Below are 26,187 nucleotides of genomic sequence, written 5' to 3'. Positions count from 1 at the left end.
ATTCGGGATTGGGGATTCGCAAAAGCGGCGTCCAGGCGTCTGATCGCCCGCGCTGAAGTGCTTTACCTTGCGTGCAACGGTGGTGTCGTTGTCGCTGTTGCCTGAAACGAATCCCGACTCCCCAATCCCGAATCCCGGCTCTTCAGCCACTCTCCAACGCATGCGCCACCGCGCGGAACACGCGCTGCATCTCCAGCGGCTTGCGCAGCACGTGCACGGCGATGTCCTGCGGGAAGTGGTCGCGCTGCAGCGCGGTGCCGGCGTCCTCCAGCACGATCGCCGGGCCGCGGTAGTCCATGTCCTGCAGCGCCAGCAGCAGGCTCACCGCCGACAGCAGGATGATGTCGCTGTCCACGATCACCAGGTCCGGCATGCCGTGTTCGCGCACCTCGCGCAGCGCTGCGGCGCCGTCGGAGGCCGGCTGCGGCCGGTAGCCCTGGCTGGACAAGGCGTTGCCGAGCAGCGACAGGCGCGTGGCCTCGCCGTCGACCAGCAGCACGCGCTGGCCCTTGCCCATCGGGATCGTCGGTTCCGGCTCGGCCGACGGCGCATGGCCGCGCACCGGGATCAGCAACTCGAAGCAGGTGCCCTCGCCCGGGGTGCTGTCCACGGCGATGCTGCCGCCGTAGCTCTCGACGATGCGCTTGCACGAGATCAGGCCCAGGCCGGTGCCGTCGGGCTTGGTGGTGAAGAACGGGCTGAACAGGCGCGCCTGGGTCTCCGCATCCATGCCCTGGCCGTCGTCGCGAACCAGGAGCCGTACCTGCTCGCTGCCGTCGGCGCCGATCGCCGGCGCCGCCGAAAACACCAGCGTGCCGCCGCCGGGCATCGCCTGGATCGCGTTCAGGCCGAGGTTGAGCAGGCATTGCTGCAGCTCGGTGTAGTTGGCCTCGATCGACAGCTCGGCGTCGGCCACCTCCACCTGCAGGCTCACCCGCTCGGGCAGGCTGCTCTTGAGCAGCATCTGCACCGCCTGGAACAGGCCGGCGATGGACACGCGCTCGCTGGGCTTGCGCGAGCCGCGCACGAACGACAGCATCGACTCAGCCATCTCGTGGCCGCGCCGGCCGCACTCGGCGATTACCTCAGCCAGGTGCCGCAGCTGCGGATCGTCGCTGCGCCCGATGATCAGTTCCGGCACGATCAGCAGCGGCTGCAGGATGTTGCGCAGGTCGTGGCTGAGGCCGGCGGCCAGCATCGCCAGGCTCTCCAGCCGCTGCGCGCGCATCAGCTCGCCTTCCACCCGCTGCCGCTCGCGCTCGGTGCGCGCCTCGCGGATCGCACGCGCCACCGCCGACGGCAGCCGGGTCGGGTTGTGCTTGATGATGTAGTCGTTGGCGCCGTCGCGCAGCGCCTCCACCGCGGTCTCCTCGCCGATCGTGCCGGAGACGAAGATGAAGGGCACCGCGTTGCCGTGCTCGCGCAGCACCCGCAACGCCTGGTGCCCGGAGAATCCCGGCATGCTCAGGTCTGACAGCACGATGTCCGGCGCGAACTCGTGCAGCGCCTCGCGCAGCGCGGACTCGCCTTCCACGCGGCGGAAAGTCGCCTCCAGGCCTGCGTCCAGCAGTTGGTCGGACAGCAGCTCGGCATCTTCCGGCGAATCCTCGACCATCAGGATCCGGATCGGTCCGAGCTTGGTGCCGGTCATGGGCATGTGCGCTTACTCTTTGTCCGGCGCCTGGTTGATCACCGCCCAGAACGTGCCCAGGGTCTTCACCGCGGTGAAGAACTGGTCCACGTCCACCGGCTTGACCACGTAGGCATTGACGCCCAGATCCCAGCTGCGCGCCAGGTCGCTTTCCTCGCGCGAGGACGACAGGATCACCACCGGCAGGCGCTTGAGCGACTCGTCGGTGCGCACCAGCTTCAGCACTTCCAGCCCGTCCATGCGCGGCATCTTGATGTCCAGCAGCAGCACCGCCGGCAGGCCTTCCTCGCGGTCGGCGTAGGCGCCGCGGCGCAGCAGGTAGTCCATCGCCTCCACGCCGTCCTCGACATGGACGATGGGGTTGGCCAGGCGCGCGTCGCGCAGCGCATCGACCGCCATCTCGGCATCGGCGGGGCTGTCTTCGGCAAGCAGGATGGTGCGGATGGCGGTCATGCGGTCAACTCGTTGGTGGGCGCTTCGAGCGCGGGGGGTAAGACGAAATGGAAGGTCGCGCCCTGCTCCGGCGCCGCATCGGCCCAGATATGGCCGCCATGGCGGCTCAGCACGCGGCGCACGCTGGCCAGGCCGATGCCGGTGCCGCTGTACTCGCTGGCCTTGTGCAGGCGCTGGAACACGCCGAACAGCTTGGCGGCGTAGGCCATGTCGAAGCCGGCGCCATTGTCGCGCACGCTGAAGTGGTGGCTGCCGTCGGGCTGCAGCTGGTAGCCGACCTCGATCACCGCGACCTCGCGCTTGGCGCTGTACTTGACCGCGTTGCCGAGCAGGTTCAACCACAGCTGGCGCATCATGTTCTCGTCGGCGACCAGGATCGGCAACGGGCTCACGTTCCACTCGATGCGGTGGCCGCTGCCGGCGTTGTCGGACTGGAAGTTGGAATCCAGCACCGCGCGCGTCTCCGCCACCAGCGACTGCATGTCCACCGCCTGCAGGCGCAGCGCGCTGCGGCCCAGCCGCGAGTAGACCAGCAGGTCGTCGATCAGCGAGGCCATGCGCCGCGCCGAGGTGCCGATCACTTCCAGGTAGTGGCGGCTCTTCTCGTCGGCGGCGTCGCCGAGGTGGCGCGCCAGCTTGTCGGCGAAGCCGGCGACATGCCGCAGCGGCGCGCGCAGATCGTGCGAGACCGAGTAGCTGAAGGCCTCCAGCTCGCGGTTGACCTCCGAGATCTGCTCCACCTTGCCCTCGAGCTGCCGGTTCAGGATCTGGATGCGCTGCTGGCTGGCCTTCTGCAGGCTGATGTCGCTGACCGTCATCAGCACGACTTCGTCGTCGCTGTCCGGCAGCGGCATGCGCCGCGCGTTCAGCAGCATGGTGCGGACGACGCCGTCGGCGCCGGCCTGCTCGTGTTCGAAGTCCCACAGCTCGCGTCCGCGCAACAGCACGTCGGCCAGGCGCTGGCGCACGATGGGGTCCTGCCAGGCGCCATCGCCGACGTCGTCGAGCATCTTCGGCGCCCGCTCCGGGTCCAGCCCGTACAGTTCGCCGAAGGCCGCGTTGTACATCATCATGCGCTGCGTGCCGTCGAGCAGCACGATCGGCTCGCGCACCGTCTGCAGCACCGCGGCGGCGCGGGCATTGGCGCGCAACAGGTGCCGCTCCGCGTCCAGGCGCCGGCCGATCTGCCGCTGCAGCAGCCAGATCACCAGGGCCAGCAGCAGCAGCTGCACGCTCAGCGAGACCCAACTGATCACCGAGGTGAGCGTGCGCCGCCCTTCGGCATCGGCGGTGCGTTCGGCCAGCAGCGCGTCCTCGCGCTGCTGCAGTTCGGCGATCAGGCCACGGACCGGATTGTCCGCGGTCATCTCCTGGATCAATGCGCGCGCCTGCTCCGGGTCGCGGTTCTGCGCGATGCGCACGGCCAGCAGGCTGCGGCGTTCCAGGGTGCTCTGCAAGCGGCCGATGCGCACCTGCTGATCGGGGTTGTCACGGGTCAGGTCGACCAGGCGCGCGATGGTCGGCGCGATCGCGGCACGCGACTCGGCGAAGCGCACGCGCAGGATCGGCGACTCGACCGCGTGCGACATCGCCATCGCCGCCGACTCCATGTCGCGCATGTGCGCCTCCAGACCGCGCAGCGTCGCCGTGACTTCCTGGCTGTGGCCGACCCAATCGGCCGCGCGCAGGGTGCTGTCGCTCATCTGCCGCAACAGCAACGAAGGCAGGATCACGATCAACACCACCGCCAACGCCAGCAGCGGCAAACGCCAGCGGTCCCATGCATCATGTTTTGCGGTGATCTGCATACCTGTTCGTGCGAAATTGGAAACGACAGCGGCACCGAGGGGCGGCAACGTCGCCGCTTCCAACGGTCCCGGATGAATGGCTCAGGCGTCGCGTCGTGCCCCACCGCGCGCCTGAATACGACTTTATTCTAATGCCCGGAAACAAAAAACGGGCGGCTGCGAGCCGCCCGTGGTCGACGCCGATGTGCCGCAGGCAATCAGGGTCGACGCGCCGCGGCCGGCAGCGCGCGGGCGCTGGCCCCGGTGGTCGCGCCGATCAGCGTCCACGACGACATCCCGGCCCGCACCAGCAGGAAATCGGCATGGCTGCGCAGGCGCGCGCGCTCGGCCTGGGTCAGTTCGGTCTCCAGGCCCTGCATCAGCCTGGTGAAAGCCGGCCAGAATCCGGCATCGTCGTGGAAGGTGGCCAGCAGCATGCCGAGCTGCGATTCCAGCTGGCGCGTGGCCAAGGTCAATGAGGACGGCCGCAGCGGCAGCTCGGCCGAGGAAGGCACGTCCACCGCGCCGACGGCTGCGGTCTGCGACGCCGCGTGCGCGTGACTGGGCGCGGCATGGGAGTAAGCATCCAACATAGCGATTCGCCTGGTAGCCGACATGGCTTGATGATCGCTGAATGCATGTCAATACGATGCGAAACGGTGCAAATAATAGAGGCCATGCACCGGCGTGGCGCAAAAAAGAACGCACCCCGAAGGGTGCGTTTCTCCTACTGCGGCAGCCGGGCGCGCCTCGTCTCGCGCCCCGCATGCGCGGTGATCGCGACGGATCAGTGCTTGGCGGCGCCAGTCACTTTCAGGCCGGAAGCGTCGACCTTCTTGACCCCGTCGATCATCTTGGTGACCGACACCGCCTTGTCGCGCTGGGTCTTGTTCTCGACCGCACCGGACAGCTTGACCGTGCCGTTCATCGTCTCGACCTTGATGTCGGTACCGGAGACGTCCTTGGTCGCGAGCAGATCGGCCTTCACCTTGGTGGTGATCCAGGTGTCGGTGACCGGCTCCTTGGAATCGTGCTTCATGCCGTCGCCATGGGCCATGGCGTCATGGTCCTTGCTGGCGGCGGTCGGCGGATCGACGGCGAGCGCCTGGCCCGCGGCCAGGGTCAGACCGAATGCGAGTGCAGCGCTGAGCAGCGTGGGTGACGTGAACTTTTTCATGATGTCCTCCTCCCTTGAAGGTGTGTGGCGCAGTCTCTGCAAGACCGCGTACAGGCGACGTGACCGGCGAATGCCGACAGCGTGAAAGGCGTGCACGCGACGTGAAGGCGGTTGCCCGGATACTGGCGCCCTCTTCGTTACGGGTACCTGCCGCTGTCATGGACCAGCCCTTCAATCTCGCCCTGCTCGGCTACGGCTTCGTCGGCCGCGTGTTCCATGCGCCGCTGATCGCGCACACGCCCGGCCTGCGCCTGCACACCATCGTGTCCAGCCGCCATGACGAAGCCGCCGCGGCCTATCCGCAGGCGCGCATCGTCGCCGACGCGCAGCAGGCCTTCGCCGACCCGCAGATCGATGCTGTGGTGGTCGCCACGCCCAACCAGACCCATGCGCCGCTGGCGCTCGCGGCGCTGGCCCAGGGCAAGCACGTGCTGGTGGACAAGCCGTTCACCCTGGACGTGGACCAGGCGCAGCAGGTGCTCGCGCAGGCGCAGCGCGCCGGGCGCATCGTCAGCGTGTTCCAGAACCGGCGCTGGGACGGCGACTTCCTCACCGTGCGCGGGCTATTGGATGCGGGCACGCTGGGCGAGGTCGCCGAATTCCATTCGCACTTCGATCGCCACCGCCCGCAGGTCGGCGACCGCTGGCGCGAGCATGCGCTGCCCGGTTCGGGGCTGTGGTTCGACCTGGGGCCGCATCTGCTCGACCAGGCCCTGCAGCTGTTCGGCCTGCCCGAGGCGATCCAGGCCGACCTTGCGCAGCAGCGCCATGGCGCGCAGGCCACCGACTACTTCCACGTCGTGCTGCGCTACCCGCGGCTGCGCGCGGTGCTGCATGCCGGCTCGCTGGTCGCGGCGAACGGGCCGCGCTTCGCCGTGCATGGCGAGCGCGGCAGCTACGTCAAGCACGGCCTGGACACGCAGGAGGCGCAGCTGCGCGCCGGACTCACCCCGGCCGCGCCGCAGTGGGGCGAAGACCCGGTCGCCGGCCAGCTGACCCTGGTCGGCGCCGACGGCAACGCCAGCGCGCAGGCGCTGCCGACGCAGCGCGGCGACTACCGCCACTGCTATGCCGGCTTCCGCGAGGCGATGGCCGGGCGCGCGCCCGCGCCCGTGGATGCGGCGCAGGCGCTGGCGGTGATGCGTTTGCTGGAACTCGGCCAGCGCAGCGCCGCCGAAGGCCGCACGCTGGCGCTGGACTGACGCGCGCGGCGACCTATTGCGCGGCGACCGGACCGGACGGCGGCACGCTGGGCGTTTCGTGCTTGATCGCGTGCCCGCCGAACTGGTTGCGCATCGCCGCCAGCAGCTTGTCGGTGAACGAATCGGTATCGCGCGAACGCAGCCGCTCCAGCAACGACAGGGTGATCACCGGCGCGGGCACGTTGAGGTCGATCGCTTCGGCCACGGTCCAGCGGCCTTCGCCGGAATCCTCCACGTACGGAGCGATGCCGGCCAGGTCCGGGTTGCTGCCCAGCGCGTCCGAACACAGGTCCAGCAGCCACGAACGCACCACGCTGCCCTGGCGCCAGACCTCGGCGACCTGGTGCAAATCCAGGTCGAATTCCTGCTTGCGCCCCATCAGCGCGAAGCCTTCGGCGTAGGCCTGCATCATTCCGTACTCGATGCCGTTGTGGACCATCTTGGTGAAGTGGCCGGCGCCGCTGGGACCGACCCGTCCCCAACCGGCGTCGGCGGCCGGCGCCAGCGTGGCGAACACCGGGTCGAGCCGGCTCACCGCCGCTTCGTCGCCGCCGATCATCAGGCTGTAGCCTTCCTTCAGGCCCCACACGCCACCGCTGGTGCCGCAATCGACGTAGCCGATGCCGTGCGCGGCCAGCTCGGCGGCGCGGCGCATCGAATCCTTGTAGTACGAGTTGCCGCCGTCCACGATCACGTCGCCCTTGCCCAGCAACGGCAGCAGCACGGCCAGGGTGTCGTCGACGATCTTGCCCGCCGGCACCATCAGCCACACCGCGCGCGGCGCCGGCAATGCCGCGATCAGCGCGGCCATCGTCTCCACGGTCTCCACGCCGCGCTGCTGCGCCGCACTGCGCGCCGCCTCGCCCAGGTCGAAACCGACCACCCGGTGGCCGCCGCGCACCAACCGCTCGGCCATGTTGGCGCCCATGCGGCCCAACCCTAAAAGTCCCAGATCCATGCGTCGTTCCTAGCTCGAAGTGAGGGCCATTAGGGTCGCACGAAGCGGCGCCGGCGGCGTGACGCGCAGCTAAGGAATGCGCCCGGATGAAGCGTCCTGCGCCGCTTGCGCACAGACCTGCAACTGCTGGTCGCGCCAGCGCCGGTACAGGGTGGTATGCAGGTTGTGCAGGGCCAGGTCGATCGCGAACGGCGTGCGCGGATTGCGGTCCAGCAGGCGCGCCACGTGGTAGCCGATCGGCTTGACGCCCTTGGGGTGCACGTACACGTCGAAGCCGCGATAGAACGGGTCGTCGAGCAGCGCGTCGATCTGCGCCAGGACACTGCGTTGCGCCGGCGACAACGCCGCGCGCAAGACCGGGTCGCGCTCGAACAGCAGTTTCTCGAAGCGTTCGCGGCCGGGTCCGCGCAGCGTCTGCGCCAGTTCCCAGATGCGCCGGTTGCTGCGGTCGTAATGGGCAAAGCCGCCATGCACGCGCAACGCCGCGGCCGCCTCGGCGCTGACCGCCACCACCACGAAGTTCTCGGCCTGGTTGTTGATGTCGTCCAGGTAGCGGCGTTCGAACACGTGGGCGATGAAGCCGGGCGCGCCGAGGAAGGCGGCGCGACCCAGTTGCGACGTCTTGGCCGCCTTGCCGTCGGCAAAGAACTCGCCGGCCTGCGCGCCGAGCAGGATGCTGTCGGTATCGTGCAGGGTGAGGAAGGTGCCGATCGACAGTTCCCCGGCGCTGAACGCGCGATCGAAACCGGCGTCGCCGTGCAGTTCGCGCTGCGTGGCCAGCTGCGCGATCTGCCGGCCGACACCGCATTCCGAGCGCACCCGGCCGCTGTAGAACGCCTCGATCGCGCGCGCATTGCCCTGCACCGGACGGTAGCCGCGGCCGAAGCTGCGGAAGCGCTGCCAACCCTGCCGGCGCGCGCCGCCCGGGCCGAACCCGATCCAGCCCAGTTGCAGCGCGGAGAAGCGGTAGCCGGGATTGTCCTGCAGGCGCGTCGCCGCACGCTCGGTGGCCGCGCCGAGCAGCAGGAAATAGCCGCAGTGCGTAGCCGGGGTCTCCAGCAGCGCGCGCAGGGCGTCGCGCCGTTGCGCTTCGCCCCACTGCGCGGGCAGCGCCGCCTGCAGGTCGCCGTGCGCCTGCGCGTCGGCCAGCGACGCGCGCGTGCAGGGCGCGCCCGGCAGCAGCCGCGGCTGCGCGGCGGGCGTGCTGTCGATGCGCCAGCCGAGCTGGCGCAGCAACGCGGCCAGGCAGTCGGCGCTGGCCTGGTCCGCCGGATCCGGCGGCGCGGCGAGTGCGCCGCCGGTGGCCAATGCCAGCGCCAGCAGCAGGCGCGCGGCGAAACGCCGTCGGCGTGGCGGTGGCTGGAGCGCAGTGAGGACAGTCATGGCGCGAGCATGGCAGATGCGGAACAGCAGACAGGGTAGAGGGGTCGGCGCGCCAGGGGCGCGGACGCGGAGCGTGCCGCGCGCGTCGTGCACGCACCGCGAAGCCGCGCGCCGCACCGTGCGCGAAGCGCGCCTGCGCGCGCGTTCACCCGGCTGCAATGCCGGCCCGCCCTACACTGCCGCTCCCCGCTCGCGGAAAACAGCGTCATGCATGTGCTCGTCACCGGCGGCACCGGATTCATCGGCCGCGCACTGTGCCCCGCCCTGCTCCAGGCCGGGCACCGGGTCAGCGTCCTGACCCGCGATGCGGCGCGCGCGGCGCGTGCGCTTCCGGGCGTACAGCCGCTGCAGGACCTTCACGACGCAGCGCCTGCGGACGCGGTGATCAATCTGGCCGGCGAGTCCTTGAGCGAGGGCCGTTGGAACGAGACCCGCAAACGCCGCTTCCGCACCTCGCGCATCGGCACCACCCGCGCGCTGATCGACTGGATCGCGCAGTTGGACGCAGCGCAACGCCCCGCCTGTCTGCTGTCCGGCTCGGCGATCGGCTACTACGGCGACCGCGGCAGCGACCTGCTCGACGAACGCAGCGCGGCCGGTGCGGATTTTTCCGCGCAGCTGTGCCGCGACTGGGAAGCCGAGGCGCTGCGCGCGCAGGCACTGGGCGTGCGGACCACGCTGGTGCGCACCGGGGTCGTGCTGGGCAACGATGGCGGTGCGCTGGCGCGGATGCTGCCGCCGTTTCGGCTCGGCCTGGGCGGACGCATGGGCGACGGCCGCCAATGGATGAGCTGGATCCATCGCGACGATCACGTCGGGCTGTTGCTGTGGCTGCTGCAGCACGGTGGCGACTGCGCCTACAACGCCACTGCGCCGACGCCGGTGACCAATGCGGATTTCGCCGCGCAGCTCGGCCGCACGCTGCACCGGCCGGCGCTGCTGCCGGCGCCGGCCGCGGCGCTGCGCCTGGCCTTCGGTGAGATGGCCGACCTGCTGCTGGGCAGCCAGCGGGTGCTGCCGACGCGCGCGCAACAGGAAGGCTATGGGTTCCGCTATCCGGAACTGGGGGCCGCGCTGAGCGCCGCGGTCGGCTAGCGCGGCCATTGCGACGCTTTTGTAGGAGCGGCTTCAGCCGCGACCGGGCGTTACCGGTGACGCCCGGTCGCGGCTGAAGCCGCTCCTACAAAAAAGCGTGTCATGGGCCGACGTTCACGGCCTGGCTGCATTCATTCGCTCGCACGCTGCCGCAGCGCCCCAGCAACGCAAAACGCCCCGGCGGAGGCTGTCCGCCGGGGCGTTGCTGTGTCGAGTGCGCCGCGAGGGCCGATCGCGGCGGCGGCTCAATAGCGCGTGCAGACGGTCTCGACCTGGCGGTTGCCGTTGGCCTGCTGGCGCTGGCCCTGGATGTAGCGCCCGGTGGCGCCACCGGCGACCGCGCCGCCGACCGTGGCCAGCTTCTTGCCGTTGCCCTTGCCGACCTGGTTGCCGAGCAAGCCACCGATCGCCGCGCCCGCCAGGGTGCCGCCGATGCGATTCGGGTCGGTGCTGTTCTTCTGCACCGCGACCTTCTTGCAGTGCACGCGGGTGCCGTCGTTGAAGCGGCGCCCGGCGTCTTCCGGCCCGTAGTGGCGCTGCGCCTGCGCCAGCGGCGCGGCAGCAGTGGCGACGGCGAGGACGGTGAGACACAACGCGGATTTGAAAGTGTTCATGCTGCTTGCTCCTGGGTGGCGGAGCCGATGCGCTTGCACGCACCGCACTCCCGACAGGCGCCACCTTTGCACCGCGATTGCGAATGGATCGTGAAGCGAAATCCCGCTATTCAGCTTCCACAGCGGCGAGTGAACAGTGGGCTCACTGTGGCGTGGTTGCGTCGCCGGCCGGCGCGACAGGTGTGACCGGCGCAGGTGCGGCATCGGCCGTGGTCGGTGTAGATGCTGCTGGTGCTGGTGCTGGTGCTGCTGGTGTCGGTGCTGGTGCCGGTATGGATGCAGGCGGCATCGCGGCGGCAGGCTCGGCCTTTGGTTCCGCGGCCGGCGGCGGCTCGGCCGGGGCCGGCTTGGCCTTCGGCAGGTACTGCGCAATGCGCTCGAAGAAGCGCTTGTAGAAATCGCCGTCCTGCACCGTGCTGCTGGCCACGCGCACCAGCGAGTCGTCGCTGCTGCCGACCGGCAGCGACACCGAGCCGAGCACGCCAACGCCGACGCTGGCCGAAGTGGCGCTCTTCTTCAACGCATAGCGGTCCTGCAACGCGCTGACGAACACCCAGGACTCGTCCTGGCCGTGCGCCACGCACGACACGCGCAACTCCAGCTGCTCGTGCGAATCCTGGTTGGGCTGGAAGTTCTTGGTGCCTTCGACCGCATCGGCGGTGGCCTTGGCGACCACGTAACCCTGGCTCAGCAAGGCGCGCCGTGCCGATTCGCAGGCCTGCCCCGGCTGTACCGGATAGCTGCGCGAATAGGTGTTGTCGGAATTGAAGGTCTCCTTCACCAGGTTGTCCTGCTTGCGGTTGAAGCAGCCGCTCAGGCCGATCGCGACCAGCACGAGCGCAGGAAGGGCGAGGACGTTGGAGGAAGCGGACATGGCCGTGGACCGAAAGGAAGGAACCGGCCAAGGATAGCCGCAAGCGTGTCGAGACGGCCTTGATGCCGCCGCCCGCGCTCATCCCACAGTTAGCGCATCCGCTGCCGGCTGCAGCGACAGGTCCACCCGCAGCAGGCCGCCGCCGCGGTCGCGGCGTTCGGCGCGCAGGTAGTGGTGGGCGTCGAGCACGGCCAGCGTCGGCGGCGACGCCAGCGGCTCGCCCCACAGGCTGAGCGCGAAGCCGCGCGCACGCAACCAGTCCAGCAGCCGCTGCAGCTGGCCGGGATCGCGCGGCAACAGCAGGTCAACGTCGCCGGGCAGGCGCGCGGCCGCGGCCGGGTCGGCGAGCCAGGCCGGGTAGCTGCCGTACAGCGCGTAGTCGAACCCGTCCTCACGCAGCGCGGCGAGCAGTTGCGCGGTGCCGGGCAGGTCGATCGGCTCGCGCCGTTTCTGGAAGATCAGCGCGTATTCGTGGCTGCGATCGCTGCGGGTGTCGCCGGGCGCCAACGCCTGCGCACTGTCGCGGGGGTAGCACAGCACGCGCTCGGCGCAGGGCACGAACAGGCTGCCGAGCAGCCGCGCCAGGTCCCAGGCCTGCGCCACGCACACGCCGCCGATCTCCACGTTCTCCACCATCGCGATGCAGAAGCCACCGTCGCGCAGGCCGCGGCGCACCGCATGGAACACCGCACGCAAGCCGTGCAGATAGGCCGCGTAGTCGGTGCTGGCGTAGAGCTGGCCCGGCGTCGCCGCACCCGGCCAGTCGCAACCGAAGTACGGCACGTTGGTCAGGCACAGGTCGACCGGCGCCTCCAGCGCGAGCTGCGGCAGCGCGCCGACCCGCACCTGCGCGTGCAGCCCGAGCCGCTGCAGCCGCTCGCGCGCCAGCCCCGCGCGCGCCGCGTCGATCTCCAGCCCCAGCCCGCGCCGGCCTTCCAGCTCCGCGGCGAGCAAGGTGCTGCCGAAGCCGCAGAACGGATCCAGCACACAACCGCCCGGCGCGCTGAACTGGCGCACGAACGGGCGCATCTGGCTGACCCAACCGCAGTCCCGTGCGCCCAGCGGATCGCGCTGGCGCAGGTCCTCGGGCAGCCGGTGCTCGGGCGGGTCCGGCGGCGGCGTCCACCAGCTGCGGCTATCCATGCGCGGCCTGCCACAGCAGATCGCGGTCCGGCTGCCAACCCGCGCACAGGCGGCCGTCGGCGAAGAACACCAGCTTGTAGATGTCGCCGCTGTCGTGGCGCGTGTGCATCGCGGTGTAGTCGGAACTCTCGAACACCACCTCCATGCCGTCGGCGCCGGCCATGCGCAGGTTCCAGAAGTAATAGCCTTCGGTGATCTGCAGTGGCCGCAGCGTGCGCCACCATGGCGTGGCCATGCACGCGGCCACGACCTGCTCCACGCTGACCCGGGCCTGCGCCAGGTAGCGCTGGGTGCCGGTGGCGCGATAGCCGTCGCCCAGTCGCGAGAACTCGCGGAAGATCACCGTGCGCGCGCCGCACTCCTGCGCCCAGCGCAGATAGCCGGCCACGCCGTCGGCATCGGCGATGCCGCCGTGCTGCAGGATGCACACCAGGCGCAGCGGCACCGCCTCGGCGATGCGCCGCGCGGTGGCGGCGAACACCTGCGCATCGGCGATCGCCTCGCCGTCGCGGAAGCGCATGATCGCGTCGTTGCCGGCCTGCTGCGGATGGTGCCGCGACAGTTCCACCCACGTCAGCCCGAAGCGCTGCAAGGCCTGCAGCAGCGCATCGCCGCGGCCGCGGGCGAAACCGGCGCCGTTGCTGTACAGCACGCGCTGTTCGACCAGCAGTCCATCGCGTTCGGCCGCGCCCAGCGTGTCCAGCAGTTGCAGGAACCAGGCTTCGTCGTCGGTCATCTCCAGCCCCGACAGCGACTGCGACAGCGGCAGCCCGGACAACTGCGCCAGGCCCTGGCGCAGCATCGCGAAGTACTCCGGCGGCGGCCGCAGGCTGGCCGCGGCGGTGCCGCCGGCATGCGGGCGCAGCGTCTCCGAACAGAAACGGCAGCGCGCCGAACACGGCCGCACCGACGCGTACGGGGTGAAGGTGACCGGCTGCGCGACGCGGTAGTCGCGGCCGCCGATGCGCTGCACGCGCCAGCGCGCGGCATCGTCGGCGGCCGGCACCCGCCATTCCAGGTGCGGCATGCCGGCGCGCAACGCGGCGAACAGCGGCGAGGCGCCGCTCAGCGGCGGCGCCAACTCCATGCGAGCGTCCATTGCCGCACCTACAGACGCGCCGCGTTCGCGCGCTCGCGCACCTGCGCGAACGTCCAGTCGTGCAGCAGGCGGCCGTTCTCCCACACCGTGACCATCGCGTCGTCGTAGCCGGCGGGCCGCGCGACCGCGTCCAGCGACGCCGCGCTGGCCGGCACCGGCTCGGTACGATAGCCGCCGTACTCGCGATGGCGCAGCAGGCTCATGCGCCCACGCTTGCTGAGCTTGCCCTTGTCAGTGACTGGATCCTTGTAGACGTCGATCCACTCGCCGTCCACGCGCGCGGCCGAACACTTCAGCGCGAACTTCTGGGTATCGCGGTCCAGCCGCTGCAGCAGCGCGCCGCCCATGCCGAAGGCGACGTTGTCGGTGGCGTAGCCGGCGCTGGTGACGCGCTCCAGGATCGCGCGGATGCTGGTCGGGTTCACCCCGTCGCCCTGGATCACGCGCACGTGGTTGAGCACCTTGTAGCCCTTGCCGTTGACGCTGTGGCCGAAGGCCTCGTCGAGCAGTTCCAGGCACTGGTGCACCACCGCGACCGGATCGCCGGAGTCGGGACGGATCACCACGGTGGCGCCGGAGGCGATCACCTCCTCGCGCAGCGTGGTGCCCCAATGCTCGCGGATCGCATGGAAGATGTCGTAGCTGTCGGACACCACCGCGACGATGCCGCCGGGCTTGCCGAACTGCCTGAGCATGTTGCGGTACGCGTCCACCTCACGCTCGCGGCCCCAGCTGGTGATGGTGCTGTGCTCGGCGGCGGGAATCGAGTAGCCGGCCATCGGCTCGTGGTAGTGGGCGCGCGCCAGCAGCAGCCCGGACACGGTGTCGGTGCCGAGGAAGTTGACCAGGTGCGACGCGCCGCCGATCGCCGCCGACTCCAGGCTGGACACGCCGCGCGCGCCGAAGTCGTGCAGCTTGAACGGCAGCTGCCCTTCCGGATCGTCGCTGGTGCGTTCCAGGAACTGGCGCAGGGTCTGCTTGGCGTGCCAGCTGACCGTGGCCACGGTGACCGGATACCAGATGCGCAGCAGCAGCGTTTCCAGATACGACGGCACCCAGTAGGCCTGCGCGTCGGTGGACTCGATGGTCATCAGCGCGTTGTGGGTCGGCACCACGCTGCCCTCGGGCACGGCGCGGATGCGGATCGGCAGCTGCCCGCCGAGACGATCGACGATGTCGCGCCAGCCGGCCTCGTTGAACGGCTCGCCGTGCGCGGCGAACAGGTCGCGCGCCTCGTCGACGTCGGCATGGGTGATGGCGCGGCCCAGCGCCTCCTTGAGAATCGACTGCAGGCCGAAGAACACGGTGCGGTCGTAGACGCCGCCGCGCGATTCCACGTAGAAGAACGTGGCATCGGTGCCGGCCGGATATTGCAGCCAGTGGCTGGCCTTGTAGCTATCGGTGTTGAGCAGCAGGTTGTTCAGGCATTGCATGACGGGAAGCTCCTTCGCGTCGGGGAAAGCCAGCGGTCTGTCCGCCGGCCGGGGCAGGCCGCGGTCAACCGCGGCCCAGGAAAAATTCGAGCAGGTGCAGGTGGTCTTCGAACAGTTTCGGACCCATGCCCAGTACTTCGCTGACCGGGATCCAGCGCGCCTTGTCGGCATCGTCGCCGCCGCGCACCTCGGGCAGTTCGCCGAAGGTGAACTCGAAGTGGAACGCATGGGTGATGGTGCGCCCGCGCAGGCTGCGCTCGGGATGGTCGAACACGTGGCGGTTCTTCAGCGAGCCCTTCAGCACCGGCACCGGGATCTTCAGCCGGGTTTCCTCGCGCAGCTCGCGCAGACAGGCCTCGAAGATGCTCTCGTGCTGGCCGACGAAACCGCCCGGCAACGCCCACAGGCCCTTGCCCGGCGCGGCGCGGCGCCGCACCAGCAGCACGTGCCCGGAATGCACCACCACCGCGTCGGCGGTGACGAAGGTCGGCGGATACGGCGCCTCCTTCCAGGCCGCGCGGTACTGCTCGATGAACTGGTATTCGGCGAGCAGTTCCGCGTACGACGGCGAGTTCTTGCGGAACGCCTCGAGCATGTCGAACACCGGCGCCGGCACGTTGCCGCGCAACATCAGCAGCGCGCCGTGGAAATCGATGCTGCCGGCCTCGAACAGGTAGCGGCGCAATTCGGTCGCCGACAGCGTCTCGGTGTGCTGCACGTCGACCAGCGGCCACTGTGGGAATTCGCGCAGGTAGTAGCTACTGGCGTCCTTGTCCATGCCGACCAGGCCGATGCGCACCTCGGCGCCGCCGCCGTCGGCGCGCACCGCCTCGGCCACCGCCGACTGCACCGCGGCGATCCACTGGCTCTCGTTATAGAGATGGTCGCGCAGCGGGCGCAGGATCAGGCGTTCGCCGGCGCCGTCGAGCGCGGCCTGGATCATCACGCTGCGTTCGGCCACGGTCCACGGATTGCGGATGGTGCGCGGGGTCTCGGCGGAGCCGATCAGGAAGATGAGTTTCTGCGAGCGCGCCAGTGCATGGCGGGCGACGGCGGCGTGGCCGTTATGGAAGGGCTCGAAGCGCCCGATGAACACAAGATAGTCGTATTCCATGAGCATCCCTCACGGTGATTGGGTTCGCCGCGGGTCTGTCCCTTGGCGTGATGCAAATGCTACGCCGATGCGCGAAGGCGTCAAGTCTTGCGTGCGATCGGCGGTGCGAGGCGGGGCACTGCGCGTGCGATTCGTGCCGCATGCGTGGCGCAACCACTGCTGCGTTGTCGCCGAGTCACGGAACCGGCTGCGGACGGCGAAGGCAAGGGCAGCACCGTCGTGCAAGAAGTACGGCATTTTTCCCGGCGTCGCAGCTGCGACGCATGCCTGCGCAAGCGCCGCATTTGCCGCACGCGCAGGCAGCGTACGGCGCTGCGCTGCAGCGCGCGCAGCGCACACGATCGCGCTAGCCTTTTCGCACCCCGAACAGGAGCACGCGACCATGTCCCATCACAGCCGTCTTGCCGGATTCATCATCGATTGCCAGGACACCGACGCCGAGGTGGGCGCGCGCTTCTGGAGCGCGGCGCTCGGTTATCCAGCTGCGCCGAGCTACTCCGAACTCGGCGCCGAATACGCCGAACTGCAGGGCGCCCCGGCAGGACTGCACGTGGAAGTGCAGCGTGTCGACCATCCGTCGCGGGTGCACCTAGACATCGAGAGCGACGACATCGACGCCGAGGTCGCGCGCCTGGAGCGCCTCGGCGCGCGCCGCATCGGCTTCGTCAAACGCTGGTGGGTGATGGAAGCGCCGACCGGACACCGTTTCTGCGTGGTCAAGATGGGCGATCCCGCCACCGGCGCGCAGCCCAACACCTGGGACTGACACGACCGGGAGTGCGCAGCGACACCGCGTTCCCGATCATGCATCGCCTGCGCCCGCAGCGGATCCCTACAGATATGCGCACGCCTGCGCCGGCATGCGTGCGGTGTCGATTCGCGCGCCTGCGCAAGCGCATGTCGCGCACCGCCCGGCATCGTGCCGGACATTGCGCGCCGGTTCCGTTGCAACAACGCAACATGTCTGGCGTAGCGTGCAGATGCGAAAACCTGCACACCGGCGCTGGCCCATGCCGCGCCGTGCATGCCACCATTGCGCCCGCGCTTCCCGCTGTCATCCAAGAGATGTTTCCGATGCCGACTTCCTCGCCCTTTCCCAGCGTACGCGCCGTGGCGCTTGCGTTCGTCCTGTCGCTGTTCGCCCTCCTCGCCGCGCCGCTGGCGGGCGCCGCGCCCGCGCCGGCGCCGGCGCCGCTCAAGGTGATGAGCTTCAACGTGCGCGTGCCGGTCGACAAGGATGGCGACAAGCGCTGGGAGATCCGCCGCAGCGCGATGGCGGCGCTGATCCGCACGCAGCATCCGGACCTGTTCGGCACCCAGGAACTGGTCAAGCTGCAGGCCGACTACCTGGCCGCGCAGTTGCCCGACTACCGCTGGTTCGGCCGCAGCCGCGACGGCAGCGAGGACGGCGAGCGCATGGGCGTGTTCTACGACAGCCGCCGGCTGAAGCTGGTGGAATCGGGCGACTTCTGGCTGTCGGACACCCCGGCGGTGGTCGGCAGCATCAGTTGGGGCCACCCGCTGCCACGGATGGTCAACTGGGGGCTGTTCGAACGCATCGCCGACGGCCGCCGTTTCTATCTGTTCGATACGCATCTTCCGTATCGCGACGAGGACGAGGCGGCGCGCGCCAAGGGCGCCGCGCTGATCCTCGCCCGCCTGCAGGCCTTGCCGGCGGACGTGCCGGTGGTGCTCACCGGCGACTTCAACACCGCGCCGGACTCGCCCACCTACCGCACGCTGGTTCCCGCGCTGGCCGACGCGCGCGCGCAGGCGCCGCAGCCGCAAGGGCCGGAAGCGACCTTCCACGACTTCACCGGCCATCCCGACCGGCGCATCGACTGGATCCTGTCGCGCGGGCTGCGCGCCACCCGCTTCTCCACGCTGGACGCGCGGCCGCAGGGGCATTGGCCGTCGGACCACTTCCCGGTGATGGCCGAGTTCGCCTGGCCGCACTGAACCGCTCCGTCGGCGTGCCGCGTCATTGCGCCGACACCTGCGTCGGCGCGGCGCCATCGGCGTGCGCGCATAGCCAGTCCACCACCTGACGCACCGCCGGCACCGGTGCTGGCGCCGGCCGCCACACGATCGACAGCTGCCGCGCCGCCCACGCTTCGTGCAGCGGTACCGCGACCAGCTGCGCGCGCACGCTGACCCGGGCCAGCGCCGCCTGCGGCAGGATCGCCACGCCGGCGCCGCGCGCCAGCATCCGGCACAGCGGCTCGATGCCGTGCACGTGGGCGCGGATGCGCAACTGGCCGCCGGCACGCGCGGCCTGCGTGCGCAGGTGCCGCTGCAACGCACTGTCGTCGGCCAGGCCGAGGAATTCCGCCTGCCACAGCTGCGCCAGGCGCAGCTGCGGCGCTTGCGCCAATGGATGCGAGGCCGCCGCCACCAGCACCAGCCGGTCCTGCCGGAACGCCTGCGCGTGCAGGCCGGCGAGGTCGGCATGGTCGGCAATCACCGCCAGGTCGGCGCGTTCCTCGCGCACCGCATCGGCGGCGGCGGTGCTGCCCAGCTCGCGCAAGGCCAGGTCGATACGCGGATGCGCGACCAGGAACTCGGCCAGCAGTTCGGGCAGCCATTCGTACAGCGCCGCGGTATTGGCCAGCAGCCGCACCGTGGCTTGATTGGCGCCAGCGTGTTCGCCCAGTTCGGCGCGCATCGCCTCGGCCTGGCGCAGCAGCTGCCGCGCATGCCGCAACAGCGCCGCGCCGGCCGCGGTCAGGGTCACGCCGCGGCGGCCGCGCGCGAACAGCGCCGTGCCCGCCTGCAGTTCCAGCGCGCGGATGCGGGCGCTGGCCGCGGCCAGCGACAGCGCCGCACGTTCCGCGCCGGCGGTGATGCTGCCGGCCTCGGCCACCGCGGCGAACAAGCGCAGGTCGATGAAATCCAGATGCATCGCCACTCCAGCCTTCGTCGTTGCCGAAGTCTGCCTGAAGCGATCGCGCATTGTCCGCCGCCGCCGGACGCCCGATGCTGCAGGCATGCAATCGCTGATCCCGCATCTGCTGCCGATCGCCGCGGTGTTCTGCCTGGCCGGCTTCGTCAAGGGCGTCGCCGGCACCGGCCTGCCGACGGTGGCGATGGGCCTGCTCGGACTGTGGCTGGCGCCGCCCGAGGCGGCCGCGCTGCTGGTGCTGCCGTCGCTGCTGACCAACCTGCAGCAGGCCTGGGGCGACGGTGCGGCGGTGCTGCTGCGCCGCTTGTGGCCGCTGCTGGCGACGATCGTGCTCGGTACCTGGCTCAGCGCAGGCATCCTGGTCGGCGCCGATCCGGCGCTGGCCCGCGGTGGGCTTGGCGCGCTGCTGGCGCTGTACGCCCTGCTCGGCCTGAGCCGCTGGCAGGGCCGACTGGCGCCGCGGCACGAACCCTGGGCCGGCCCGGCGGCCGGGCTGGCGACCGGCCTGCTGACCGGCGCCACCGGCGTGTTCGTGCTGCCGTCCCTGCCCTACCTGGTGGCGCTGGGCCTGCCACGCGACACGCTGCTGCGCGCGCTGGGCTGCTGCTTCGGCACCGCCACCCTGGCGCTGGCCGCGGCGCTGGCCTGGCATGGCGCGTTCGCGCGCGCGGCGCTGGGGCCGTCGCTGCTGGCGCTGCTGCCGACCGTGGCGGGAATGTGGCTCGGCGCGCGGGTCCGCCAGCGCATCTCCGCCGAGGCGTTCCGTCGCGTGTTCTTCCTGACCTTGCTGGCGCTGGGCCTGCATCAGTTGTGGCAGGCGTGGGGCTAGGCACTTCGATATCGAATCGATGTCCACCTGTCGAAGTGCCGGTGGCTTGGATCGCTGGTCGTGGCGGCGTTCTCGGGAAAGCTCGTCGCGACTGAAGTCGCTCCCACAAAAGGGCCGGTCGGCGCGACTGCGTCGCGGTGTTTCGGTTTCAGCCCATAGAGAGCGAATGCGGTGACGAATGTGGCGGCGCGGCGGGCTCGGGTCGCGGCTGAAGCCGCTCCTACAGTGCACCCAGCGGGCGCGTCGCAGGTCCCTGCAGGAGCGGCTTCAGCCGCGACGAACGAAGCAGCGGACTTCCAAGCTCCGCTCGCTGTCGGGGCCGAAGTCCTCCTACAGCGCACTGCGCTGCCATCGCGGGCCTTGAAGCCGTGCGGAGCGCCTCGCGCCAGCGCAATCACGACGAACGCGGCAGCGCGCGCTCCAGCGGCGATGCGATCGGCACCTGGAGCATTCGCCAGAGGGATCGGCGAATGCCGCGCTGGCCGCCGCGGGATCGCTCGGCACTCAGGACGAACGCAGGCGGCTGCGCGCAGCCGCGCGAACGCACAACGAAAAACGCGCCACCGCTAGGCGATGGCGCGTCTGTTTTCGCGCGGCAGTGGAGGCTGGACTCAGTCGGCCCAGCGCCCCGGGCCGGTGGACTGCGGCAGCACCTGCACCGACAGCGGACGGTCCTTTTCCAGCAGGTTCAACGCGTCGGCCAGGATCGCCGCCGACTCGCGCAGCAGCGGATCCGGGCGCTTGTCGACCAGCTTTTCGCGCGCGGCGTCCTTGACGATGTCGCGCTCGTTGCCGGTCAGACCGTCGTCGCTGCTGTCGTCGGCGAGCGGGTCCAGCGGCAGGCCGAGCTGCTTGCGCATCTCCTGGCGCTGCTTGCGCTGCACGTCCTGCTTCTCGCGCTCGGCGCGGCGCTCGGCCTCGTTGAGCACCACGTACTTCTTCGCCGCTTCGGTGCGGAACTGCTGCACGTCCTCTTCCCACCACTGGAATTCCTTGTCGCTGGCGATGCGGCCGGCATGCAGCGTCTCCAGCCTCGGCAGCAGCGGCGCGAAGTTGCCGTACTGGGTGTGCGGCACCGCGGCAATGCGGGTCCACGGCAGGGCGTTGTCGTAGGTGCTCTCGCCGAACTCGGTGGCGTCGACGCTGGCCGGGAACGCAATGTCCGGCACCACGCCCTTGTGCTGGGTGCTGCTGCCGCTGACCCGGAAGAACTGCGCAATGGTCAGCTTGACCTGGCCGAAGCGGTCGGTCTCGTTGGCCGGCCAGCGGTCCAGGTCGACGATGTTCTGCACCGTGCCCTTGCCGAAGCTGGTCTCGCCGATGATCAGGCCGCGGCCGTAGTCCTGGATGGCGCCGGCGAAGATCTCCGAGGCCGAGGCCGAGCCGCGATTGATCAGCACCGCCAGCGGGCCGTCCCAGGCCACGCCCGGCTTGTCGTCGCTGTTGACGGTGACGCGGCCGCCGGATTCGCGCACCTGCACCACCGGGCCCTGCTCAATGAACAGGCCGGTGAGTTCGATCGCCTCGTCCAGCGAACCGCCGCCGTTGTTGCGCAGGTCCAGCACCACGCCGTCGAGCTTGTCGGTCTTGAAGCCGGCCAGCAGCTTGGCCACGTCGCGGGTCGCCGAGGCGTAGTCGCTGGCGTTGCGGCGACGGCCCTCGAAGTCCTGGTAGAACGCCGGCAGCTTGATCACGCCGACGCGCCGCGCCGGTTCGCCATCCTTGGCCGGCAGGGTGATGGTCTCGCCCTTGGCGGCCTGCTCGGCCAGGCGCACCTTCTGCCGGGTCAGCAGCAACTGGCGGTGCTTGCCGTCCACGCCGGTCTCGGCCGGGATGTATTCCAGCCGCACCTGGGTGTCCTTGTCGCCGCGGATCTTGGCCACGACGTCGTCGATGCGCCAGCCGATCACGTCCTCGACCTGGCCGGACTTGCCCTGGCCGACGCCGACGATGCGGTCGCCCGCCTTCAGCGTGCCGTCCACCGCGGCCGGGCCGCCGGGAATGACCTCGCGGATCACCACCATGTCGTCCTGCTTCTGCAGCTGCGCGCCGATGCCTTCCAGCGACAGCGACATCTGCTGGTTGAAGTTCTCGGCGGTGCGCGGGGTGAAGTAGTCGGTGTGCGGGTCGACGGTGTTGGTGTAGGCGTTCATGAAGAACTGGAACACGTCCTCGCTCTTCAGCTCCTTCACCGAATCGGCGAGGTTGGCGTAGCGCTTGTCCAGGGTCTTGCGGATGTCCTCGGGCTTCTTGCCGGCGAGCTTGAGCCGCAGCCAGTCGTTCATCACCGACTTGCGCCACAGTTCGTCCAGCTCCTGGTTGTCCTTGGGCCACGGCACGTCCTTGCGGTCGTACTCGAACTTCTCGCTGCCGTTGAAATCGAAGTCCTGCTTGAGCAGCTTGCGCGCGTAGCCGATGCGCTCGTCCACGCGCTGCCGGTACACGGCGAACACCTGGAACGCCGGCTCCAGCTGGCCGGAGGCGATATTGGCGCCGAGGTTGGCCTGGAACGGGGCGAACTTGTCGACGTCGGCCTGGGTGAAGAACTGCTTGCTGCCGTCCAGCGTCTCCAGGTACTTCTTGAAGACTTCCTTGGAGGTCGCCTCGTCGAGCGCGCGCGGCCGGTAGGCGTAGCGGCTGTCGGACAGCAGCCCGTAGACCAGCTTGGCAGTGGTGGACTGGTCGGCGGTCGAGGCCGCGGGCAGCGCCGGCGCGTCGGTGCGGGCGAACAGCGCCAGCGGCGCGGTCAGCGCGAACGCCAGCATGAAGACGGAAGCTTTGAATTTCATCTACGTACTCTCGGCACCAGGCCGTCAGGGGGGCTGCAGATCGCGTGAGACAACACGACAGTGCCGCAAGTTGCAGGCCGTGTCACCTTTCCTGAACCAGACTAGCGGCGGCCCGGTAGCGAAGTGTGAATGGCGCCGGTGCAGGCGCCACGGGCCCGCGCGAAGGCCCGTGCGGCGGGCATGCGGCCAGCGCCAGGCCAAGCGCCGGACGCGGCGATCGAAGGCGGAATCGGTGCCGCCGCGCCGCTCAGGCGGCGACGCCGGCGCCGGCGGCCTGGCGGTCGGCGTGGTAGGACGAACGCACCATCGGCCCGGAGGCGACGTGGCTGAAGCCCAGCGCGTTGCCGTACTCCTCCAGCGCCTTGTACTCCTCCGGCGTCCAGTAGCGCATCACCGGGTGGTGGTGCGCGGTGGGCTGCAGGTATTGGCCGATGGTGACCATGTCCACGTCGTGCGCGCGCAGGTCGCGCAGCGTGGCCTGCACCTGCTCCATGGTCTCGCCCAGGCCGAGCATGATCCCGGACTTGGTGGCGATGGCCGGGTGCTGCGCCTTGAACTTCTGCAGCAGGGTCAGCGACCACTGGTAGTCGGCGCCGGGGCGCACGTTCGGGTACAGGTCCGGCACGGTCTCGATGTTGTGGTTGAACACGTCCGGCGGATTGGTCGCCAGGATCTCCAGCGCGCGGTCCATGCGGCCCTTGCCGCGGAAGTCCGGGGTCAGGATCTCGATGCGGGTGGCCGGCGCCTTGGCGCGGATCGCGCCGATGCAGTCGGCGAAGTGCTGGGCGCCGCCGTCGCGCAGGTCGTCGCGGTCGACGCTGGTCACCACCACGTAGCGCAGACCCATGTCGGCCACGGTCTGCGCCAGGCTGGCCGGCTCGCCGGCGTCCGGCGGCTTGGGCCGGCCGTGGGCGACGTCGCAGAACGAGCAGCGGCGGGTGCAGACCTCGCCCAGGATCATGAAGGTGGCGGTGCCGTGGCTGAAGCACTCGTGGATGTTGGGGCAGCTGGCTTCCTCGCAGACCGTGACCAGGCGGTTCTCGCGCAGCTTGGCCTTGAGGTTCTGCACCGCGTTGCCGGACGGGATCCGCACCCGGATCCACGACGGCTTGCGCAGCACCGGCGCGTCGGCGAACTGCACCGGCGAGCGGTTGATCTTGTCTCCGCCCAGTTGCTTGACGCCGGCCTGCAACGGCGCGGGCGCGGGCGCGCTGTCGCCGGAAAGGACCTGCAAGGGGATGGTGCGTGCGCTGGGCTGGGTCATGGCGTCGTCGGCGGGCAGGCGGTCAGGCCGCGTGCGTGAGCGTGAGGTCGGGCAAGGCGTCGAGCGGCTGCAGGGTCAGCCCGAACTGGCGCGCCAGTTGGGCCAGCAGCACCGGTTTGACGGCCTGCATGCCGGAGGGACCGCCCAAGTCTAGCACCGAGGTCACCTGCAGGCCCTGGTAGCCGCAGGGGTTGATCCGGTGGAACGGCTCCAGGTCCATCGCCACGTTGAACGACAGGCCGTGGAAAGTGCAGCCGCGGCGCACGCGGATACCGAGCGCGGCGACCTTGGCTGCGCCAACGTAGACGCCGGGCGCGCCATCGCGGCGCTGGCCGAGGATGTTCCATTCGTCCAGCGTGTCGATGATCGCCTGCTCGATGCGGCACACGTAGTCGCGCACGCCGATCTTCAGCCGGCGCAGGTCCAGCAGCGGGTACACCACCAGCTGGCCGGGGCCGTGGTAGGTGACCTGGCCGCCGCGGTCCACGTGCAGCACCGGGATCTCGCCGGGCGCCAGCACGTGTTCGGGCTTGCCGGCCTGGCCGAGGGTGAACACCGGTTCGTGCTCGACCACCCACAGCTCGTCGGCGCTGGCCTCCTCGCGCGCATCGGTGAAGCGCTGCATCGCGCGCCACACCGGCGCGTAGGGCTGGCGGCCGAGATCGCGGACCAGGCACGGCGGCAACGCTGGGGCCGGCTGCGGCGCCACTGCCGCGGCACCGGCTACAGCGTCCACTTCACTTCCGGATGCTCGCGCAGCGCCAGGTGCGCGGCGTCGTACTGGGCGCGGTCGGCGGCGCGGAAGGCGATCCGCACCGACACGTACTTGCCGTTGGACGAATGCTTCCAGCTGATGCGCTCTTCCAGCACGTCCACGCCGGCCTTGGCCAGCAGGCGCGGCAGTTCGGTCTCCAGCCCGGTGTTGGCGTTGCCCATCGCGCTGAGCTCGAAGACGCCGGGGAACTGGAAGCCGTGTTCGGGGTTGTCGGAGGTGATGTCCATGGCTGCATTATCGGGCCAGGGCCGGGCAAACCCAAGGCCGCGCGCCCGCTGCGCACGGGCATGCAGCGGCGGTCCCGCAGCGTCAGCATGCGGGCCGGGTTGGCAAGCGACGCCGGTGGGACGAAGCGATACGGCCACATGGCTTTCGCCCGGCCCGGACCGCGCCCTATGCTGCCGTTCAGCCTCTTCCGCGGACCGGCTTTCACGGCATCCGCGCAGCCGGCCCGCTAGCGTCGCGCCACACCCTCCCCCCCTTCCTCCGTACAGGGAACGTGCCATGCCGTCATCGCGCCTGCCTCTCGCCGCTGCTGTCGTTCTCGCCATCGCCTCGTTGCCCGCCGCTGCCGCCGATCGCTGCACCGGCAGCGCGCTGCAGGACACGCCGCCGACGGTGAACTTCCGCATCGACAACGACCTGTTCGGCGGCGCCGACCAGGACCAGGGCTATACCAACGGTTTCGGCGTGACCCTGGTCTCGCCGAACCTGGTCGACTTCACCGACGACCCCTGCCTGCCGCGGCTGGCGCGGGCGGTCAACCGCTACCTGGAGCGCCTGCACCCGGGCGAGTTCGAGCAGCAGAACATGGTCTTCAGTTTCGGCCAGGCCATCTTCACCCCGACCGACAAGACCCGCCGCGACCTGATCAGGGACGACCGCCCCTACGCCGCCGTGCTGGCGGTGAACTTCGGCTACAACGCGCGCAACCAGGACCGCCTGCGCACCACCCAGCTGACCCTGGGCATGGTCGGCCCGTCGGCGCAGGGCAAGCAGGTGCAGGACGCGGTGCACGACGCGCTAGGCGACGAGAAGTTCCTCGGCTGGGACAACCAGTTGCACGACGAACCGGTGTTCCGCTTGCTGCACGAACGCATGCGCCGCTGGCCCGGCGACGCGGCGGCCAACGCCGACGGCTGGGGCTGGGATGCGATCAGCCACTGGGGCGGCGCGCTCGGCACCCTGGAGACCCACGCCAACGCCGGCGCCGAGGTGCGCTTCGGCTGGAAGCTGCCGGACGACTTCGGCAGCTCGCCGCTGCGCCCGGCCGGCGAGAACACCGCCCCGCCCCGCTACGGCATGGGCCGCGGCTGGTCGGCGCACCTGTTCCTGACCAGCGACGCACGCTGGGTGGTGCGCGACATCACCCTGGACGGCAACACCTTCCGCGACAGCCACAGCGTCAACAAACGCCCCTTCGTCGGCGAAGCCGGCTTCGGCCTGGCGGTGATGCGCGGCAACTGGAAGTTCGCCCTGGCGCGCTACTGGAGCACCCGCGAATTCGACCTGCAGAAACAGACGCCGGTGTTCGGCAGCTTCACGATCAGTCGGCGGCTTTGAAGGGCCGGGACTCGGGACTCGGGACTCGGGACTCGGGACTCGGGACTCGGGACTCGGGACTCGGGACTCGGGACTCGGGACT

At 70.1% G+C, this 26,187-nt stretch carries 24 protein-coding genes; 6 read left to right on the top strand and 18 right to left on the bottom strand.

Annotation, left to right across the window (positions count from 1 at the left end; genetic code table 11):
- Window positions 1-142: 142 nt before the first annotated feature.
- The 5 genes from VDQ83_RS04565 to VDQ83_RS04545 form a co-directional block, all read right to left on the bottom strand.
- Window positions 143-1,657, bottom strand: coding sequence for a response regulator (locus VDQ83_RS04565; RefSeq protein WP_455434028.1), 1,515 nt, complete (start codon window positions 1,655-1,657; stop codon window positions 143-145).
- Between the two features lie 6 nt (window positions 1,658-1,663).
- Entirely contained in the window at window positions 1,664-2,104 is a 441-nt protein-coding gene (locus VDQ83_RS04560; protein WP_179567317.1) for a response regulator, read from the bottom strand.
- The gene (locus tag VDQ83_RS04555) at window positions 2,101-3,912 is read right to left on the bottom strand and encodes a sensor histidine kinase (RefSeq protein ID WP_455434027.1); all 1,812 of its coding nucleotides are present in this window, start codon (window positions 3,910-3,912) and stop codon (window positions 2,101-2,103) included. Before VDQ83_RS04555 ends, VDQ83_RS04560 begins: the two co-directional genes overlap by 4 nt.
- Before the next feature lie 197 nt (window positions 3,913-4,109).
- The gene (locus tag VDQ83_RS04550) at window positions 4,110-4,484 is read right to left on the bottom strand and encodes a hypothetical protein (protein WP_309914007.1); all 375 of its coding nucleotides are present in this window, start codon (window positions 4,482-4,484) and stop codon (window positions 4,110-4,112) included.
- A 194-nt stretch (window positions 4,485-4,678) separates the two neighbouring features.
- Window positions 4,679-5,068, bottom strand: coding sequence for a BON domain-containing protein (locus VDQ83_RS04545; protein WP_263395745.1), 390 nt, complete (start codon window positions 5,066-5,068; stop codon window positions 4,679-4,681).
- A 158-nt stretch (window positions 5,069-5,226) separates the two neighbouring features.
- On the opposite strand from VDQ83_RS04545, the gene VDQ83_RS04540 reads away from it, so the two are divergent.
- Complete coding sequence (locus VDQ83_RS04540; RefSeq protein ID WP_455434026.1) at window positions 5,227-6,270, top strand: oxidoreductase; 1,044 nt, start codon at window positions 5,227-5,229, stop codon at window positions 6,268-6,270.
- 13 nt (window positions 6,271-6,283) lie between these two features.
- Here VDQ83_RS04540 and gnd read toward each other — a convergent pair whose 3' ends face one another.
- Window positions 6,284-7,228 carry a phosphogluconate dehydrogenase (NAD(+)-dependent, decarboxylating) gene (gene gnd / locus VDQ83_RS04535; protein WP_309913998.1) on the bottom strand — a complete coding sequence of 315 codons (945 nt, stop codon included), beginning with the start codon at window positions 7,226-7,228 and terminating at the stop codon, window positions 6,284-6,286.
- 69 nt (window positions 7,229-7,297) lie between these two features.
- Window positions 7,298-8,611, bottom strand: a complete 1,314-nt coding sequence (locus VDQ83_RS04530; protein ID WP_455434025.1) for a hypothetical protein — start codon at window positions 8,609-8,611, stop codon at window positions 7,298-7,300.
- A gap of 207 nt (window positions 8,612-8,818) precedes the next feature.
- Here VDQ83_RS04530 and VDQ83_RS04525 point away from each other — a divergent pair, with 207 nt between their 5' ends.
- A complete protein-coding gene (locus tag VDQ83_RS04525) occupies window positions 8,819-9,706 on the top strand; it encodes a TIGR01777 family oxidoreductase (RefSeq protein WP_455434024.1) in 888 nt (295 codons plus the stop codon).
- Between the two features lie 245 nt (window positions 9,707-9,951).
- Here VDQ83_RS04525 and VDQ83_RS04520 read toward each other — a convergent pair whose 3' ends face one another.
- The 6 genes from VDQ83_RS04520 to VDQ83_RS04495 all read right to left on the bottom strand — a co-directional run bounded on the left by VDQ83_RS04520 (window position 9,952) and on the right by VDQ83_RS04495 (window position 15,989).
- Window positions 9,952-10,320: a glycine zipper 2TM domain-containing protein gene (locus VDQ83_RS04520; protein WP_263395750.1), complete on the bottom strand. Its 369-nt coding sequence runs from the start codon at window positions 10,318-10,320 to the stop codon at window positions 9,952-9,954.
- Between the two features lie 142 nt (window positions 10,321-10,462).
- The gene (locus tag VDQ83_RS04515; RefSeq protein WP_455434023.1) at window positions 10,463-11,194 is read right to left on the bottom strand and encodes a DUF2242 domain-containing protein; all 732 of its coding nucleotides are present in this window, start codon (window positions 11,192-11,194) and stop codon (window positions 10,463-10,465) included.
- Window positions 11,195-11,272: 78 nt separating this feature from the next.
- Entirely contained in the window at window positions 11,273-12,337 is a 1,065-nt protein-coding gene (locus VDQ83_RS04510; RefSeq protein WP_455434022.1) for a DNA methyltransferase, read from the bottom strand.
- Window positions 12,330-13,406 (bottom strand): hypothetical protein, encoded by a 1,077-nt coding sequence (locus tag VDQ83_RS04505; protein ID WP_455434142.1) that lies wholly within the window; start codon window positions 13,404-13,406, stop codon window positions 12,330-12,332. The genes VDQ83_RS04510 and VDQ83_RS04505 overlap by 8 nt, the downstream gene beginning before the upstream one ends.
- Window positions 13,407-13,444: 38 nt before the next feature.
- Window positions 13,445-14,869 (bottom strand): nicotinate phosphoribosyltransferase, encoded by a 1,425-nt coding sequence (locus VDQ83_RS04500; RefSeq protein WP_309913982.1) that lies wholly within the window; start codon window positions 14,867-14,869, stop codon window positions 13,445-13,447.
- 64 nt (window positions 14,870-14,933) lie between these two features.
- Window positions 14,934-15,989, bottom strand: coding sequence for a bifunctional nicotinamide-nucleotide adenylyltransferase/Nudix hydroxylase (locus tag VDQ83_RS04495; protein WP_455434021.1), 1,056 nt, complete (start codon window positions 15,987-15,989; stop codon window positions 14,934-14,936).
- A 376-nt stretch (window positions 15,990-16,365) separates the two neighbouring features.
- On the opposite strand from VDQ83_RS04495, the gene VDQ83_RS04490 reads away from it, so the two are divergent.
- A complete protein-coding gene (locus VDQ83_RS04490; RefSeq protein WP_455434020.1) occupies window positions 16,366-16,749 on the top strand; it encodes a VOC family protein in 384 nt (127 codons plus the stop codon).
- 308 nt (window positions 16,750-17,057) lie between these two features.
- Entirely contained in the window at window positions 17,058-17,942 is an 885-nt protein-coding gene (locus VDQ83_RS04485) for an endonuclease/exonuclease/phosphatase family protein (RefSeq protein WP_455434019.1), read from the top strand.
- 22 nt (window positions 17,943-17,964) lie between these two features.
- Here VDQ83_RS04485 and VDQ83_RS04480 read toward each other — a convergent pair whose 3' ends face one another.
- Window positions 17,965-18,885: a LysR family transcriptional regulator gene (locus tag VDQ83_RS04480; protein ID WP_455434018.1), complete on the bottom strand. Its 921-nt coding sequence runs from the start codon at window positions 18,883-18,885 to the stop codon at window positions 17,965-17,967.
- A gap of 85 nt (window positions 18,886-18,970) precedes the next feature.
- Here VDQ83_RS04480 and VDQ83_RS04475 point away from each other — a divergent pair, with 85 nt between their 5' ends.
- Window positions 18,971-19,714: a sulfite exporter TauE/SafE family protein gene (locus VDQ83_RS04475; protein WP_455434017.1), complete on the top strand. Its 744-nt coding sequence runs from the start codon at window positions 18,971-18,973 to the stop codon at window positions 19,712-19,714.
- Between the two features lie 611 nt (window positions 19,715-20,325).
- On the opposite strand, the gene VDQ83_RS04470 is transcribed toward VDQ83_RS04475, so the two are convergent.
- The 4 genes from VDQ83_RS04470 to VDQ83_RS04455 all read right to left on the bottom strand — a co-directional run bounded on the left by VDQ83_RS04470 (window position 20,326) and on the right by VDQ83_RS04455 (window position 24,769).
- Complete coding sequence (locus tag VDQ83_RS04470; RefSeq protein WP_455434016.1) at window positions 20,326-22,503, bottom strand: carboxy terminal-processing peptidase; 2,178 nt, start codon at window positions 22,501-22,503, stop codon at window positions 20,326-20,328.
- Window positions 22,504-22,750: 247 nt separating this feature from the next.
- A complete protein-coding gene (gene lipA / locus VDQ83_RS04465; RefSeq protein ID WP_263395761.1) occupies window positions 22,751-23,767 on the bottom strand; it encodes a lipoyl synthase in 1,017 nt (338 codons plus the stop codon).
- Between the two features lie 22 nt (window positions 23,768-23,789).
- Window positions 23,790-24,476, bottom strand: coding sequence for a lipoyl(octanoyl) transferase LipB (lipB, locus tag VDQ83_RS04460; protein ID WP_286038054.1), 687 nt, complete (start codon window positions 24,474-24,476; stop codon window positions 23,790-23,792).
- A 14-nt stretch (window positions 24,477-24,490) separates the two neighbouring features.
- The gene (locus VDQ83_RS04455; protein ID WP_263395762.1) at window positions 24,491-24,769 is read right to left on the bottom strand and encodes a DUF493 family protein; all 279 of its coding nucleotides are present in this window, start codon (window positions 24,767-24,769) and stop codon (window positions 24,491-24,493) included.
- A 277-nt stretch (window positions 24,770-25,046) separates the two neighbouring features.
- Between VDQ83_RS04455 and VDQ83_RS04450 the strand changes: the two genes are divergently transcribed.
- Window positions 25,047-26,105, top strand: a complete 1,059-nt coding sequence (locus tag VDQ83_RS04450; RefSeq protein WP_309913955.1) for a lipid A deacylase LpxR family protein — start codon at window positions 25,047-25,049, stop codon at window positions 26,103-26,105.
- Window positions 26,106-26,187: the final 82 nt, after the last annotated feature.

The organism is Xanthomonas sp. WHRI 7945 (assembly GCF_035026585.1).
The sequence above is the reverse complement of the archived record's forward strand: the minus strand, read 5'-3'. Positions and strand labels throughout refer to the sequence as shown.

Bases quoted from the DNA above. Each gene is read 5' to 3' on its own strand.
- VDQ83_RS04565 (WP_455434028.1), bottom strand. From the start codon at position 1,657: ATGCCCATGACCGGCACCAAGCTCGGACCGATCCGGATCCTGATGGTC.
- VDQ83_RS04560 (WP_179567317.1), bottom strand. From the start codon at position 2,104: ATGACCGCCATCCGCACCATCCTGCTTGCCGAAGACAGCCCCGCCGAT.
- VDQ83_RS04555 (WP_455434027.1), bottom strand. From the start codon at position 3,912: ATGCAGATCACCGCAAAACATGATGCATGGGACCGCTGGCGTTTGCCG.
- VDQ83_RS04550 (WP_309914007.1), bottom strand. From the start codon at position 4,484: ATGTTGGATGCTTACTCCCATGCCGCGCCCAGTCACGCGCACGCGGCG.
- VDQ83_RS04545 (WP_263395745.1), bottom strand. From the start codon at position 5,068: ATGAAAAAGTTCACGTCACCCACGCTGCTCAGCGCTGCACTCGCATTC.
- VDQ83_RS04540 (WP_455434026.1), top strand. From the start codon at position 5,227: ATGGACCAGCCCTTCAATCTCGCCCTGCTCGGCTACGGCTTCGTCGGC.
- gnd (WP_309913998.1), bottom strand. From the start codon at position 7,228: ATGGATCTGGGACTTTTAGGGTTGGGCCGCATGGGCGCCAACATGGCC.
- VDQ83_RS04530 (WP_455434025.1), bottom strand. From the start codon at position 8,611: ATGACTGTCCTCACTGCGCTCCAGCCACCGCCACGCCGACGGCGTTTC.
- VDQ83_RS04525 (WP_455434024.1), top strand. From the start codon at position 8,819: ATGCATGTGCTCGTCACCGGCGGCACCGGATTCATCGGCCGCGCACTG.
- VDQ83_RS04520 (WP_263395750.1), bottom strand. From the start codon at position 10,320: ATGAACACTTTCAAATCCGCGTTGTGTCTCACCGTCCTCGCCGTCGCC.
- VDQ83_RS04515 (WP_455434023.1), bottom strand. From the start codon at position 11,194: ATGTCCGCTTCCTCCAACGTCCTCGCCCTTCCTGCGCTCGTGCTGGTC.
- VDQ83_RS04510 (WP_455434022.1), bottom strand. From the start codon at position 12,337: ATGGATAGCCGCAGCTGGTGGACGCCGCCGCCGGACCCGCCCGAGCAC.
- VDQ83_RS04500 (WP_309913982.1), bottom strand. From the start codon at position 14,869: ATGCAATGCCTGAACAACCTGCTGCTCAACACCGATAGCTACAAGGCC.
- VDQ83_RS04495 (WP_455434021.1), bottom strand. From the start codon at position 15,989: ATGCTCATGGAATACGACTATCTTGTGTTCATCGGGCGCTTCGAGCCC.
- VDQ83_RS04490 (WP_455434020.1), top strand. From the start codon at position 16,366: ATGTCCCATCACAGCCGTCTTGCCGGATTCATCATCGATTGCCAGGAC.
- VDQ83_RS04485 (WP_455434019.1), top strand. From the start codon at position 17,058: ATGCCGACTTCCTCGCCCTTTCCCAGCGTACGCGCCGTGGCGCTTGCG.
- VDQ83_RS04480 (WP_455434018.1), bottom strand. From the start codon at position 18,885: ATGCATCTGGATTTCATCGACCTGCGCTTGTTCGCCGCGGTGGCCGAG.
- VDQ83_RS04475 (WP_455434017.1), top strand. From the start codon at position 18,971: ATGCAATCGCTGATCCCGCATCTGCTGCCGATCGCCGCGGTGTTCTGC.
- VDQ83_RS04470 (WP_455434016.1), bottom strand. From the start codon at position 22,503: ATGAAATTCAAAGCTTCCGTCTTCATGCTGGCGTTCGCGCTGACCGCG.
- lipA (WP_263395761.1), bottom strand. From the start codon at position 23,767: ATGACCCAGCCCAGCGCACGCACCATCCCCTTGCAGGTCCTTTCCGGC.
- VDQ83_RS04455 (WP_263395762.1), bottom strand. From the start codon at position 24,769: ATGGACATCACCTCCGACAACCCCGAACACGGCTTCCAGTTCCCCGGC.
- VDQ83_RS04450 (WP_309913955.1), top strand. From the start codon at position 25,047: ATGCCGTCATCGCGCCTGCCTCTCGCCGCTGCTGTCGTTCTCGCCATC.